This is a genomic window from Methylobacterium sp. Leaf104 (assembly GCF_001422885.1).
Lineage (GTDB): Bacteria > Pseudomonadota > Alphaproteobacteria > Rhizobiales > Beijerinckiaceae > Methylobacterium.
In genome coordinates, this window is the sequence record NZ_LMMZ01000002.1 from 90,567 (window position 1) to 104,279 (window position 13,713).

Below are 13,713 nucleotides of genomic sequence, written 5' to 3' on the forward strand. Positions count from 1 at the left end.
TCGGCCTTCATCGCCCGAGCGCCTCGATCTCGGCCACGAGGGCGTCCGGGAGGCCGAGCCCCTCGGCCTCGGCCCGGGCCCGGAGGGCGAGGCGGCGCGCGCCCGGCAGGCGCGCCCCGTCCTGCGTCTCGATGGACCCGGCGAGCTCCGCGAACCGGGCCAGCGCCCCGGGGCCGAAGGCATCCGCCGCGAGGGCGATGACGAGTTGCCCGGTGCCCGGCGGGTCGCCCTCGGCGTCGAGGAACGAGCTCGCCTCGCCGGCGAAGCGGCCCCCGGTCAGGCCGGCGGCGAGGAGTTCCACCATCAGGGCCAGCGCCGTGCCCTTGGCGTCGCCGAGCGGCACCATGGTGCCCTTGAGGGCCGCGGCCGGATCGGTGGTCGGCTGCCCGGCCGCGTCGAGGGCCCAGCCCTCGGGGATGGCCTCGCCGCGCTGCCGGGCGGCCATGATCGGGCCGCGCGCCACCTTTGAGAGGGACAGGTCGACCACGATGGGCGCGCGACCGGGCAGGGGACAGGCGAAGGCGAGGGGGTTCGTCCCGAACACCGCCCGGGAGCCGCCCCAGGGCGCCATGGCGGCGGGGGTGTTGGCCAGCAGGATCGCCACGAGCCCGGCCTCGGCCAGGGCCTCGACGGGCCGGCCGGCCGCGCCGCAATGGTGCGAGCGCCGGATGCCGGCCGCCGCGACGCCCTGCTCCCGGACCAGGGCCGGAAGCTGCTCCAGCACCGCGTCGAGGGCCGGGTAGGCGAAGCCGTGGGCGGCGTCGACGGCGAGGAGGGCGGGCCGGGGCCGCGTCACCGCGACCACGGCGTCGCCCACCACCTTGCCGGCCCGGACCTGGGCCGCATAGGAGGCCACCCGCGAGAGCCCGTGGCCCTTCAGCCCGTCGGCCTCGGCGCCCACGAGGGCGCGGGCGACGCTGCGGGCGGCGGGCGCCCGCGTTCCGCAGCGGACCAGGGCGTCGGTGACGAGGGCGTGGGCGGCGGCGAGGCTCAGGGTGGTCATGGTCAGCCCTCGGAGAGGTGGCGACGCACGGCCTGCGCCGTGACGCGGGACACGCGCACGTTCGATTCCCGGGTCACCCCGGCGATGTGCGGCGTCAGGATGAGGTTGGGCACGTCGCGGAAGGAGGCGCCGGCGCCGGCATCGAGGGGTTCCTGCGGGAAGACGTCGAGGGCGGCCCCGCCGAGGTGCCCGGCGCGCAGAGCCGCCGCCACGGCCGCGCCGTCGACCACCTCGCCCCGCGCGGCGTTGATCAGCACCGCCCCGGCCGGCATCCGGGCGATCGCGCCCGCATCGATCATGCCGCGGGTCTCGGGCGTCAGCGGCACGTGCAGAGACAGGACGTCGCTGCCGGCGACGAGGGCGTCGAGATCGGCGCGCGCGACCGTGCCCCCCTCGGGCCGCCAGGCCGGGTCGTCGGCCGGCAGGAAGGGGTCGTGGGCCGAGACCCGCATCCCGAGGGCGAGGGCGCGGCGGGCGGTCTCGCGGGCGATGGCGCCGAAGCCGACGAGGCCGAGGCGCTTGCCCGAGATCTCCCGGCCCATCAGGGCGTTGCGCGGCCAGGTCCCGGCCGCCACCGCGGCGGTGGCGCCGTAGGCGCCGCGCAGGAGCAGCATCGCGGTGCCGATCACGTATTCCGCCACCGCGACGTCGTTGGCGCCGGTGGCGGGATAGACGGCGATGCCGCGGGCGCGGCAGGCGGCGAGGTCGATGTTGTCGAGGCCGACGCCGAGGCGCCCGACCGCCTTGAGGTCGGGGGCGGCGGCCAGGAGCGCCGCGTTCACCTGGGTGCGGTTGCGGACCACGAGGGCGTCCGCGTCGGCGAGCGCCGCCCGCAGGTCCTCCGGCCGGTCGACCAGGGCCGGGTCGTAGAGCGTGGCGAACCCGCCGAGTTCGGCCGCGATGGCGGCCTCGTCCATGAACTCGGCGATCACGACCTTCGGCGCACGTCCGGTTCGGACGGGAGAGGCCGGGGCCTGGGATGTCGTCCTGTCTGATGCGGTCACGGGGCTGGGCCTCCGGTTCTCAGGCACGCGGCCCGTCAGGTGGCGGGGATCACGGCGGGCATCGCCCGGTGGCGGGCCGGGCTCGGGGCGGTGGGGGGAGCGGGCGCGTCCTCGAACGTCTCGTCGGGTTCGTCGAGGCTGTCGAGGTCGGGCTGGATCCGTCCGTCGAGGACGGCGCGGGCATGGGCGAGGTCGATCTTGCCCTCCCAGCGGGCGATCACCAGGGTCGCCACCATGTTGCCGATGGCGTTGGTGATGCAGCGCAGTTCGTTGAGGATGCGGTCGACGCCGATGATCAGGGCGATGCCGGCCACGGGCAGGAGCTGCGACGCCTGCAGGGTGGCGGCGAGGACGAACAGGATGGCGCCCGCGACCCCCGCGACCCCCTTCGAGGTCACCAGCGCGATGGCGAGGATCCCGAGCTCCTGCTCCCAGGTGAGCGGGATGTTGAGCGCCTGGGCGATGAAGCCGATCGCCATGGTGAGGTAGATGCACGAGCCGTCCATGTTGAAGGACAGGCCCGCCGGCATCACCAGGCCGGTGACGCCCTTCTCGACGGAGAGGCCGCCGAGCTTGGCCATCAGGCGCGGCAGGACCGATTCCGTGCTGGTCGTGCCGAGCAGGATGAACATCTCCTCGCGGACGTAGAGGAACAGCTTCCACAGGCTCAAGCCCACGTAGAACCGCATCACTCCGCCCAGGAACAGCACGATGAACACGAAGAAGGTCAGGTAGAGGGACAGGATCAGCAGCCCGTACTGGGCCAGGATGCCGAGGCCGAACTTGCCGATGGTGAAGGCCATGGCGCCGAAGGCGCCGATGGGCGCGAAGCGCATGATGATGCCGACGACCTTCATCAGGATCTCGCCGAAGGCATGGATGACCTTGAGGGGAAACTGCCCCTTCGGCCCCATGGCGGCGAGCCCCATCCCGACCAGCACGGAGAAGAACATCACCTGCAGGAGGTCGCCCTTGGCGAAGGCGTCGACGGCGCTGTGCGGGATGATGTTGGCGATGATCTCCATCACGCTCTGGGCATGGGCCTTGCCGGCGATCGCCGCGACGCTCTTGGCGTCCAGGCTCTCGATGGTGGCATTGATGCCGTCGCCCGGCCGCAGGAGGTTGACGAAGAGGAGGCCGGCGCCGAGCGCCACGGTGGTCGAGACCTCGAAATACACGAGGGTCTTCAGGCCCATGCGCCCGACGCTCTTCATGTCGCCCACATGCGCGATGCCGACCACCACGGTGCAGAAGATCACCGGTCCGACGACCATCTTGATCAGGTTGATGAACATGTCGCCGAGGATCTTCAGGCCGACGGCGAAGCCGGGGGCCAGCACGCCCACCACGATGCCGAGGGCGATGCCGATCAGGACCTGACCGTAGATCGATCGCAAGAACCGCATTGGCGCCGGTCGCATTGGCGTTCCTCCCACGCGCGCTTCGAACGGGATGTGCCGCTGTGCGGTCTTCATCCCTTCGCGAAAACCCCGATGGCGTCGGGGCAGGCCGCCGCGTTCCGGGCCGGAACGCGGCGGGAGAGGCTGCGCCCCGTTCAGGCGCTCCGGTAGAGCTTCGTCATCACGAACTCGCGGTGGCCGAGGGATTCGGCGGCCGTGAGCCGTCCGTTCGCGGTCCGCACCACCATGTCGATCAGGGCGTCGCCGGCCTGCGGGATGGTCATCTCGCGGGTGAGCACGCCCGAGACGTCGACGTCGATGTGCTCGCCCATGGTGCGCACCGTGCGCGGGTTGCCGGTGATCTTGATCACCGGGACGATCGGGTTGCCGATGACGTTGCCCTGGCCGGTGGGGAAGGTGTGGACCACGTAGCCCGCCGCCGCCATCAGGGTCACGCACTCGGCCGCCGCCGAGGAGGTGTCCATGTAGTACAGGCCCGGCCCCTTGGCGGGGGACTCGGCCGGCTGCAGCGCGTCGATGTAGCGGCAATCGTGACCGATCTTCTCGAGGTTGCCGAGCGCCTTCTCCTCGATGGTGCTCAGGCCGCCGAGGATGTTGCCCTTGGTCGGCTGGGAATCCGAGAGGTCGTCGGTCTTGTGGGCCTCGATGACGTCGTCCTGGTAGGACTTCCACATGGCGAACCACTTGTCGCCGATCTCGGGCGTCGCGGCGCGCTCGCGGCAGAGATGCTCGGCGCCGGTGATCTCCGAGGTCTCGCCGAACACGCCGTAGATCCCCTGCGGGATCAGCTTGTCGTAGAGGTTGCCCACGGTGGGGCAGGAGGACAGGCCGGTGGTGGTGTCGGACTCGCCGCACTTCGTCGAGATCCAGAGGTCCGAGATCGGGCATTCCTCGCGGGGGAGCTCGGTGGCCCACTGCACGAAGCGCTTGGCCTGGTAGCTCGCCTTGGCGATGGTGGCGATGTCGCCGTGTCCCTCGATGCCGAAGCCGACCACGGGCTTGCCGGTCTTGGCGATGCCCTCGACGATCCGGTTGGTCCACTGGTCCTCGATGCCGATGACCACCACGGCGGCGACGTTCGGGTTCGAGCCGATGCCGATCAGGGTGCGGAAGTGGAGCTCGAGATCCTCGCCGAACTGCAGGCGGCCGTAGGCGTGGGGCAGGGCCATGGTGCCCTTCACGTTGTTGGCGACCGCCTCGCAGGAGGCGTTCGAGAGGTCGTCCAGCGGCAGGAGGACGACGTGGTTGCGCACGCCGACGCGGCCGTTCTCGCGGCGCCAACCCATGAAGGTGGCGGCCTCGATGTCCGCCGAGGGCCGGGCGGAGCCGAGGGCGCGGGAGGCGAACTGGTCGGGGGCTCCGCCGACGAAGGGGGAGGTGGTCTCGGGGGCGTTCATGATGGACTCTCCGGGCATCGCGACCTCACCAGCGCTTCGTCTTGAGGTTCTGGACGTGGACGTGTTCGCCCTTGGCGACGTCCTTGATGATCTTGCCGATGTCCTGGCCGTACTTGATGGCCGTATCGCCCGCCTTCAGGTCGGCGAGCGCCACCTTGTGGCCGATCGGGATGTCGTGGCGGACATGGACCGCGAAGGTCGAATCGTTCTCGGTGATGACGCCGAACGCGTCGGTGTCGGCGCCGAGCCCTTCAATGACGGCGACGGCGACGTTGTCCAGCGGGCTGTGGGCGAGAAGGTGCGGCTTCGTCCGCCCCTCACCCGATCCGGCGTGGCTGCTCATTCCGGGATCCTCCTTGGTGAAGCCGTCGGCTCTTTGCGGCGACTGAGTCTTATATAAGACAGCATAATTTTCGGCGTCAACCAGGATTGCGCGATGGATGGCCGACGTGGCGCCCCCGATGCCTCATTTGCCGAGTTTCGAAGGCGGACCGGCGTGGTTTTCCTGGCCCGGGGCGTCCCTCGCTTGAATGGTCATGAATCTTATATAAGACAAGGATCCACGGCATCCCGGCCACGGCGCGAACCGCCCGCGCGGGGACGCCCCCGACGATCCTTCGGAGACCGAGACGCACGTGAGCGAGACCCTCCAGATCGTCCTGTGCCTCGCCTGCGCGGGCCTCATCTCCGGCCTGACGGGCTTCGCCTTCGCCCTGGTGGCCTCCGGCACCCTGCTGTCGGTCCGGGCACCCATCGAGGCGACCGCACTGGTTCTCACCTGCAGCATCCTCTCGCAGGCCCTGTCGGTGATGCGGCTGCGGACCCTGCCGCCGCGGGCGACGGCCCTGGCGATGATCGGCCCGGGCCTGCTCGGCGCGCCGATCGGGATCTACCTCCTCAAGGACCTCAACCCCGAGCTGGTGAAGGTGCTGATCGGGCTGTTCCTGATCCTCTACAGCGCGGGGGTGTCGCTGCTGCGCAGCGACTACCGGGTGTCGTTCGGCAATGCCTGGAGCGACGGCGCCGTCGGTTTCCTCGGGGGCATCCTGGGAGGCATCGCGGGGCTGTCGGGCGCGCTTCCCACCGCCTGGAGCCTGGTGCGCGGCTGGGAGCCGCGCATGCAGCGGGCGGTCTACCAGAGCTTCACCCTGGTGCTGCAGGTCTGGTCCCTGGCGATCCTGGCGCTGTTCAATCCCTTCCCGCCCGAGCTGATGGGCGACCTCGCCCTCGGGCTCCCCATCGTGCTGGTCAGCGTCCTCGTCGGGCTGTCGCTCTTCGCCAGGATCGACCAGCGCCGGTTCCGCTCCCTCGTCCTGGCACTCCTGGCCGCCATCGGGCTGACCACGACCGCCCTGGCGCTTCCCGGCCTGCTGCACTGAGGCACCGGCCCCCGGGATCAGCTGCCGGATTTGGCGTGGACGTTGGCGAAGAACAGCTCCCGCCAGTCCCTGGCCCCGCGCCGGATCGCCCTCGTGCGCGCCATGAAGTCGACGTAGCGCAGGATCGCCTGGGGCGTCGTCGTGAAGGCGACCTGGGGCGAGGCGAGGATCGACGCGATCAGGCCCACATCCGACCCGTCGCGGGCGAGGCGAGCATAGGCCATCGCGGCCGCCTTCGGATCGGCCGCGATGGCGGCCACGGCCTCCTCCAGGGCCGCCGTGAAGGCGGCGTGGACGCCTGGATTGGTCTCCACGAAGGCGGCGGAGGCCCAGACCACGTTGAAGGTCGCGGGCCCGCCGAGCACGTCGAAGCTGTTGAGGATCGTGCGGATGCCGGGCCTGCGCAGCTCCAGTTCCTGGATCGGCGCGGCGGTGAAATGTGCGCTCACCTCCTGGCCCGCCAGGAGCGCGGCCATGCCGTCCGGGTGCGACAGGGTCACGGTCAGGCGGTCGAGGTCGTTGCGACGGGCTTCCCCGAGCTCCTTCTCGGCCGCCATCTGCAGGACCATGGCCTGAACCGAGACCTTGACGGCGGGCAGCGCGATCTTGTCCCGGTCGGTGAAGTCGCCGAGCGACCGGATGCGGTCCGCGTTGGTGTTCATGAGGAGCGGCATGGCGTTCATCGCCGCCACCCCCTTCACCGCCATGCCGGTCCCGTCGGTCTTCGACCAGAGCAGGACGAGGGGCGGCACGCCGCCGGCCACGAACTGGACCGAGCCGGACAGGAGCGCGTCGTTCATGGCCGCCCCGCCCGCCAGGGTGACGAAGCGGGCGCCGAGGTTCGGCAGGCCCTTCGCGGCGGCGTGCTTCCGGAGCAGGCCCTGCTCCTCCATGATCATCAGCGGCAGGTGCCCCAGGCTCGGCTGGCGGGCGATGCTGACCTCCTGCACCTCGGCGCGCGCCGGCCGCAGCCCGGCGAGGAGGGGCAGGCCCGCGCCGAGCAGCCCCCGGGCCAGAACCTCGCGTCGGCGCATGTGTACCTCCCTCGGTCGGAACGGTGATGGGGGTGGCGCGGTCAGCCCGCCTTCGGCCGGCGGATCACGGGGGCGGGCACGCTCTCGATGAGCACGTTCAGGCAGGCCGGCAGGCCGCTCGCATGGGCCTCCTCCAGGGCCTGGGGCAGGTCCTCGGCCCGGGTGACCAGGGCGCCGTGGCCGCCGAGCGCCGTCGCGACGCGATCGTAGCGCGAGCTCAGGAGGTCGCAGTGGCGCGCCCGGTCCGCGCCGTACTGGCGCAGCTGGATCTGGTACTCGGCGTTCCAGCGGGCATCGTTGCCCACCACCGCGACGAAGGGCAGGCCGTAGCGCACGGCCGTGTCGAACTCGGCCATGTGGAAGCCGAAGGTGCCGTCCCCCAGGACCGCCACCACGGGCCCCGCCGGGTCGTGGAGCCGGGCCGCCAGGGCGAAGGGCAGGGATGCCCCGATGGTGCCCGAGACCCCGTTGATGAGGCGCCGGGAGGCCGGCACCAGGGCCTGCGGCCATTGCCCGATCTCGCCGCCGTCGCAGATCAGCGTGCCGCCGGGGTGCCGGTCGAGGAAGGCGGCGACGCCGCGGCACAGCTCCACCGGGTGGAGGCGGCCCTCCGCGCCGCGCCGGTCGTCCCAGTCCGGGGGCCGGTAGGCCACGGCCGCCCGCACGGCGGCGTGCCAGTCCGGCCGGCCGACGGGGCGACGCGCGCCCGGGTGGCGGGCCAGGGCGGCGAGGGTGGGCAGCGCGTCGGCGGTGCCCGAGACGGCGAGGCGGGCCGGATCGACCCGCGCGGCGAGCGCCGGGTCGGGGTCGACGACGACGAAGCGGCAGGCCGGCGCCACCGCGGGCGCGTCGCCGAACTTCAGGGTGAAGTCGAGGGGCTTTCCGACGAGCACGAGGCAATCGGCCTGCGCCAGCACCTCGGCGAAGGCGCCCAGGCTCGGATCGTTGAGGCCGCGCGGGCTCTCCATGCCGAGGACCGGGACGCCGGAGGCCGCCTCCAGCGCGGCCATCCGCGCGCGGCCCTCGGCGCCGCAGGCGGCCGGGCCGCACAGGATCAGGGGGCGCTGCGCCCGGCCGAGTTCGGCCGCCACCGCCGCGACGAGACCGACCGCGGGCTCGCCGATCCGGATCGTGGCCTCGGGAGGGGTCGACGGGGCGGCCGCGGCCGGCGCTTCCAGGAGATCGACCGGCAGGCTGAGATGGACGGGGCCGGGCCGGCCCTCGCGGGCGATCCGCACGGCCCGGGCGATGTCGTCGGCGAGCGTCTCGACGGAGGCGACCGTCCAGGAGGCCTTGGTCATCGGCCGGGCGATGTCGGCCTGGGCGAGTTCCTGGAAGGCGCCGCGCCCGAGCTCCGACAGGCCGGCATGGCCCGAGAGGAGGAGGACGGGGCTTTCGGCCGCGAGCGCCGTGAACAGGGCGGCGGCGCCGTTGGTCTGCCCCTGGCCGCCGGTGACCAGGGCCACGCCGACCTCGCCGGTCAGGCGCCCCCAGGCATCGGCCATGTGGACGCAGGCCGCCTCCTGGCGGACATGCACCACCGCGATGTCCGTGCCCAGGAGGGCGTCGAAGACCGGCATGATGTGGTTGCCCGACAGGGTGAAGATGCGGGTGACGCCGAGGCGCTCCAGCGTCTCGACGACGATGTCGGCTCCGCGCGGCCGGCCCCGGGACTGGTCCATGGCGTCTCTCTCGGCGATCCGTCGGGCGGGGGCGCGGCCTCAGGCCGCCGCGTCGAGCAGGGAGGCGCCGGGGCGCACATGGGTGAAGGCGACGGGCTCCAGGGTGACGTCGAGCCCGTTTCCGCCCTGGCGCACCACGGTGTAGCGCGAGGTGGCGAGATCCGAGGCCTCGGGGAAATCCTCCCGGAAATGCGCCCCGCGGCTGTCGGTACGGGCCAGGGCGGCGGCGCGGATCGACTGGCTGACGAGGACGAGGTTCTCGAGGTTGAGCCGGTCCATCCAGGTCAGGTTGTAGCGGCGGTCGCCGTCGGGGATGCCGGCCTCCGCGACCGCGGCGGCGAGGCCGTCGAGGCGGTCGCCGGCCCGGGCCAGGCCGGCCGCGTCGCGCAGGATGCCGACATCGTCCCACATGGTGGCGTAGAGGGCTTCGCGAATGGCCTCCAGGTCGCCGGCCCGACGCCCGAGGGGACCGTAGGCGCGGGCGAGCCCCGCCTCGACGACGTGGGGATCGGGCTCGGCCCGATGGGTCACGCCCCGGACCTGGCGGGCCATGGCGGCACCGGCCAGGCCCCCGAACACCGTCGAGTTGGCGACGCCGTTGCCGCCGAGGCGGTTGGCGCCGTGCACCCCGCCGGTATCCTCGCCCGCCGCGTAGAGGCGCGGAAGCTCGGTGCCGCAGCCCGGGCGGAAGGCGACCCCGCCCATCATGTAATGGGCGGTGGGGATCACCTCGACCAGGCCCCCGGCGAGGTCGAAGCCGCAATCGGCGCAGCGCTCGACCATGCCCTTGAACTTGGCGGCGACGTCGGCGGGGCCGAGGTGGCTCATCTGGATGTAGACGCCGCCGTTCGGGCTGGACTGGCCGTCACGGATGCGCTGCATGATCGAGCGGCTCACCACGTCGCGGGTCGCCCGCTCCGCGCGCGGGTCGTAATGGTGCATGAAGCGCTCGCCCGAGGCATCGAGCAGGTAGCCGCCCGCACCCCGCAGGCCCTCCTCCAGCACCGTTCCGGTCATCCGGGTGCCGGCGCCCGCCAGCAGCCCGGTGGGATGGAACTGCACCATCTCCATGTCGCGCAAGGGGAGCCCGGCGCGCAGCGCCATGGCGAGGCCGTCGCAGGTCTTGTCGCCGGACGGCGTGTGGAACTTGTACATGGTCGGGCCGCCGCCCGTGGCGAGCAGCGTCGCCTTGGCCCGCACCAGCACGGGCACGCCGGTGCGCATGTCGAGCATCAGGACGCCGGCGAGGCCGGAGCCGTCGGCGGCCGGGACCAGCTCGAGGGCGCGGTGGTCCTCCAGGCGCCGGACGTCCCGGCGCCAGACCTGCTCGGAGAGGCGATTGATGATCTCGATGCCGGTGAGGTCGCCCTTGTGCACGGTCCGGTCGAAGGTCTGCCCCGCGAAGGCCTTCTGGTGGACGCTGCCGTCGGGGTTGCGGTCGAAGAAGCAGCCGAGCTCGGTCTCGAGTTCGCGGATGCGGACCTGCGCTTCCGTGACCAGGGTCCAGGCCAGCTCCTGGTCGTTGAGCCACTTGCCGCCCTCGATCGTGTCCATGAAGTGGCGCTCGACCGAATCGCCCGGGGCGAGGGCGACGTTGTAGCCGCCCTGGACCATGCGGGTGCAGCCGCATTTGCCGAGCAGCCCCTTCACCGCGACGGTGACGTCGAGGTCCGGCGCGGTCTTCTTGGCGTGGAGCGCCGCGAACAGCCCGGCGCCCCCGGAGCCCAGGATGAGGATGTCGGTCTCGATCGCTGCGAGGTCGGTCCGCATCAGGCGGCTCCCAGGCTCTGGATGATGGCGTCGCGCCGGCTGGCGACGTCGCGCTGGACCTCGGCGAAGAGCGAGCCCTCATGGGAATCCATGCCGACGAGCAGGGGGCCGAAGTCGCGGATCGCGAACTTCCACAAGCTCTCGGGATGGAGGTCGTCGAGGTCGATGTCGTCGATCCGCTCGATCCAGGTCGTCTCCAGGGCGGCCGCACCGCCCACGATGGCGAGGTAGGCGCCGCCCCGCTCGGCGAAGGCTTCGAGGGTCTTTGGTCCCATGCCACCCTTGCCGACGATGAGGCGGACGCCCTCGCGCCGCATCAGCGCATCGGTGAAGCGCTCCATCCGCATGGAGGTGGTGGTGCCGATGCAGAACGGCGCGTAGCCGACGGGAGCCTCGGCCGAGACCGGCACCCGGTGGACGTTGGGCGCGGTGTGGATCACCGCGTGGCCGGCGAGGTCGAGATGCGTCCGGCGCTCCCGGTCGAACATGTGGATCAGGGTCGCGTCCCGGATGCCGAACAGGGTCCTGCGCAAGGTCACGGTGTCGCCGATGCGCAGGGCGCGCGCCTGCGCTTCGGCGATCGGCATGTCGAGGATGTGGTGCATGGCGCGAGCCCTCCCGGAGGCGGCGATTCAGTCGAAGGCGATGCCGCCCGGGGTGAAGGTCGCCCGGGCCCGGCGGGCCGAGTGGCACTGGATGTTCACCGCCACCGGGTTCTGGGTGATGTGGGTCGCGGCGACCTCCACATGGACGGCGAAGCTGGTGGAGCGGCCGCCGAGCCCTTGCGGGCCGATGCCGAGCTCGTTGACGGCGCGCGACAGCTCCGCCTCGATCCGGGCGCCTTCCGGGTCGGAACAGGCGGTGCGCAGCTTGCGGGTCGCCGCCACCTTGGCCAGGTGCATGCACAGGTCCGAGGTGCCGCCGATGCCGACGCCGACGATGGTCGGCGGGCAGACGCGGCCCCCGAGCTCGATCACCCGGTCGATGACGAAGCGCTTGACCGCGTTGATGCCGTCCGAGGGCAGCAGCATCTGCAGGAACGAGCCGTTCTCCGAGCCCGAGCCCTTGGGGATCATCTCCACCGACACGGTCTCCGCCCGGTCGTCGAAATCCACGTGGATGATCGGCACGCGGATGCCGCAGGAGGTCTGCTCGTTCACCCGGGTGATCGGATGGACCACGGAGGAGCGCAGGGAATGCTCGGTGGTGGCCCGGGCGCAGCCGCGCCGGATGGCGGCCTTGAGGTCCACGCCCTCGACGCGCACGTCGCGCCCGATCACCACGTTGTAGATCGGGATGCCGGTGTCCTGGCACAGGATGTTGCTGGTGCGCTCGGCCACCGCGATGTTCTCCACCATGGTGCCGAGGATCGCCCGGCCGGTGGCGCTGGTCTCGTCGCGGGCGAGATCCGCGAAGCCCGCCTTGATGTCGGGGGGCAGGAGCTTCAGGGCGCGGACGTAGAGGTCCTTGCACACCGCTTCGACTTCGGTGAGGTCGAGGTCCATGCCGGTCTCCTTATCGAGGGTTGGGCTCAGGCGCCGCCGAGCAGGAACAGGAGCCCGACCGCGAGACCCGCCGCCACGCAGGTCGAGACGACGAGCGCCGTGCGCTCGCGGCGCGCGAACCACTCGATGGCGAGCACGCGCAGGCCCAGGACCAGGTGCAGGGCGAGCGCGCTGACGAGGCCCCACTCGGCCACGCGCACGAAGCCGTTATGGGTGAGCCCGAGGAAGCTCTCGAGGCGGTCCGCCCCCTGGAGCACCGTCCCCAGGGCGATGAAGTGCATCGGCAGGAACAGGGCCAGGGCGATCCCCGAGAGGCGGTGCAGCAGGGCGGCGGCGAAGCCGGCGCGGGGGCGCGCCGCGCCGCGGGCGCCGCGTCGGGGCGGGGCGGTCTGGGTCCCGGCGCTCATGCGACGTAGACCGCCAGCGCCGCCCGCAGGCCGAGGACGAGCAGGAGCGCCGAGACGGCGAGCATCGCCCCGTCGAGGGAGCGCCCGCGCCAGCGCGTCCACTCGCGCAGGATGCCGCGCAGGCCGATCGGCGCATGGATCGCCGCCGCCACGACGAAGACGCCGTAGAACAGGAGGAAGGCGCGGTTGCCCTGCGTGCGGCCGAGGATCTCCCCGGCGGTGAGGCCGCCGCGCACGGCGTACAGGATCGTGCCGAGATGGACCGCCACCGCCACCGCCAGGATCACGGCGGTGCCGCGCTGGGCCACGTAGAGGAGGGGGCTCATGCCGGCCTCCGGAAGTGCCGGGCGCCGAGCCGCTTCAGGGCGGACCGGGCGGTGGCGCGCTTCAGGCCCGCGATGGCGAAGGTCGGCGCCAGGGCCTTCGGGCAATGCTCGGTGCAACTCATGTGGGTGTGACAGGACTGGCAGCCCGCATCCCCGGACACGGCTGCGAGGCGCCCCTCCTGACCCCGGTCGCGGACGTCGTTGACCAGGGTCCAGGCCCGGTTGAGGGCGGCCGGGCCGAGATAGTCGGGATTCCACGTGACCACGTCGCAGGCCGCGTAGCAGACTCCGCAATTGATGCACTCGATGCCGGCGTCCACCGCCCGGCGCTCCGGCGAATCCGGCGCCACCGCGGCGAAATCCGCGGGCGGCGCGGCGCCCGGCTCGAAGGCGCCGTGGGCGGCCGTCCACTTCTCGAAGAACGGCGCCATGTCGACGGCCAGATCCTTGACCACCGGCAGGTTGCGCAGGGGCTCGAGGGTGAGGCCGTCATCCTCCGCCACCGCCGCGACCCGGGTGCGGCAGGTCCAGCGCGGGCGGCCGTTCACCATCATGGCGCAGGAGCCGCACATGCCGACCCGGCAGGCGAAGCGGTAGGCCAGGGTCGGGTCCTGTGCGCGCTGGATCTCGGTGACCACGTCGAGGATGGTCTGGGCCGGGCGCCGCGCCACGGTGAAGGCCTGGAAGCCGCCGTCCCGCCGGATGCGTACCGTCAGCGGCGCCCCCGGCGCGGCTTCGACGGTGGGATCGGCCGGCGACGCCGTGGACACCGGAGCGTTCATGGC

General features: G+C 72.2%; 14 protein-coding genes. 1 reads left to right on the forward strand and 13 read right to left on the reverse strand.

Annotated elements, in window-relative coordinates:
* Positions 1 to 7: 7 nt before the first annotated feature.
* The 5 genes from ASF49_RS04325 to ASF49_RS04345 all read right to left on the reverse strand — a co-directional run bounded on the left by ASF49_RS04325 (position 8) and on the right by ASF49_RS04345 (position 5,168).
* Positions 8 to 1,003 carry an Ldh family oxidoreductase gene (locus ASF49_RS04325; RefSeq protein ID WP_056468328.1) on the reverse strand — a complete coding sequence of 332 codons (996 nt, stop codon included), beginning with the start codon at positions 1,001 to 1,003 and terminating at the stop codon, positions 8 to 10.
* A 2-nt stretch (positions 1,004 to 1,005) separates the two neighbouring features.
* Entirely contained in the window at positions 1,006 to 1,920 is a 915-nt protein-coding gene (locus tag ASF49_RS04330; protein ID WP_056468655.1) for an NAD(P)-dependent oxidoreductase, read from the reverse strand.
* 122 nt (positions 1,921 to 2,042) lie between these two features.
* Positions 2,043 to 3,413, reverse strand: a complete 1,371-nt coding sequence (locus ASF49_RS04335; RefSeq protein WP_056468331.1) for a cation:dicarboxylate symporter family transporter — start codon at positions 3,411 to 3,413, stop codon at positions 2,043 to 2,045.
* 149 nt (positions 3,414 to 3,562) lie between these two features.
* The gene (locus tag ASF49_RS04340; RefSeq protein WP_156652845.1) at positions 3,563 to 4,825 is read right to left on the reverse strand and encodes a UxaA family hydrolase; all 1,263 of its coding nucleotides are present in this window, start codon (positions 4,823 to 4,825) and stop codon (positions 3,563 to 3,565) included.
* Positions 4,826 to 4,850: 25 nt separating this feature from the next.
* Positions 4,851 to 5,168, reverse strand: a complete 318-nt coding sequence (locus ASF49_RS04345; protein ID WP_056468338.1) for a UxaA family hydrolase — start codon at positions 5,166 to 5,168, stop codon at positions 4,851 to 4,853.
* 292 nt (positions 5,169 to 5,460) lie between these two features.
* Between ASF49_RS04345 and ASF49_RS04350 the strand changes: the two genes are divergently transcribed.
* On the forward strand, positions 5,461 to 6,204 hold the full coding sequence (locus ASF49_RS04350) for a sulfite exporter TauE/SafE family protein (protein ID WP_056468342.1): 744 nt from the start codon (positions 5,461 to 5,463) through the stop codon (positions 6,202 to 6,204).
* A gap of 17 nt (positions 6,205 to 6,221) precedes the next feature.
* Here ASF49_RS04350 and ASF49_RS04355 read toward each other — a convergent pair whose 3' ends face one another.
* The 8 genes from ASF49_RS04355 to ASF49_RS04390 are packed head-to-tail and all read right to left on the reverse strand — an operon-like array spanning position 6,222 to position 13,710.
* Positions 6,222 to 7,238 carry an ABC transporter substrate-binding protein gene (locus tag ASF49_RS04355; protein WP_056468345.1) on the reverse strand — a complete coding sequence of 339 codons (1,017 nt, stop codon included), beginning with the start codon at positions 7,236 to 7,238 and terminating at the stop codon, positions 6,222 to 6,224.
* Between the two features lie 41 nt (positions 7,239 to 7,279).
* The gene (locus ASF49_RS04360; protein ID WP_056468349.1) at positions 7,280 to 8,920 is read right to left on the reverse strand and encodes a thiamine pyrophosphate-binding protein; all 1,641 of its coding nucleotides are present in this window, start codon (positions 8,918 to 8,920) and stop codon (positions 7,280 to 7,282) included.
* A 39-nt stretch (positions 8,921 to 8,959) separates the two neighbouring features.
* A complete protein-coding gene (locus ASF49_RS04365; protein WP_056468352.1) occupies positions 8,960 to 10,690 on the reverse strand; it encodes an L-aspartate oxidase in 1,731 nt (576 codons plus the stop codon).
* The gene (locus tag ASF49_RS04370; protein ID WP_056468355.1) at positions 10,690 to 11,295 is read right to left on the reverse strand and encodes a fumarate hydratase C-terminal domain-containing protein; all 606 of its coding nucleotides are present in this window, start codon (positions 11,293 to 11,295) and stop codon (positions 10,690 to 10,692) included. Before ASF49_RS04370 ends, ASF49_RS04365 begins: the two co-directional genes overlap by 1 nt.
* A gap of 27 nt (positions 11,296 to 11,322) precedes the next feature.
* Positions 11,323 to 12,195 (reverse strand): fumarate hydratase, encoded by an 873-nt coding sequence (locus tag ASF49_RS04375; RefSeq protein ID WP_056468358.1) that lies wholly within the window; start codon positions 12,193 to 12,195, stop codon positions 11,323 to 11,325.
* A gap of 26 nt (positions 12,196 to 12,221) precedes the next feature.
* Positions 12,222 to 12,602, reverse strand: a complete 381-nt coding sequence (locus tag ASF49_RS04380; protein ID WP_056468361.1) for a succinate dehydrogenase, cytochrome b556 subunit — start codon at positions 12,600 to 12,602, stop codon at positions 12,222 to 12,224.
* Positions 12,599 to 12,928 (reverse strand): succinate dehydrogenase, encoded by a 330-nt coding sequence (locus ASF49_RS04385; RefSeq protein WP_056468364.1) that lies wholly within the window; start codon positions 12,926 to 12,928, stop codon positions 12,599 to 12,601. Before ASF49_RS04385 ends, ASF49_RS04380 begins: the two co-directional genes overlap by 4 nt.
* Positions 12,925 to 13,710: a succinate dehydrogenase/fumarate reductase iron-sulfur subunit gene (locus ASF49_RS04390; protein ID WP_056468367.1), complete on the reverse strand. Its 786-nt coding sequence runs from the start codon at positions 13,708 to 13,710 to the stop codon at positions 12,925 to 12,927. The genes ASF49_RS04385 and ASF49_RS04390 overlap by 4 nt, the downstream gene beginning before the upstream one ends.
* Positions 13,711 to 13,713 lie beyond the last annotated feature (3 nt).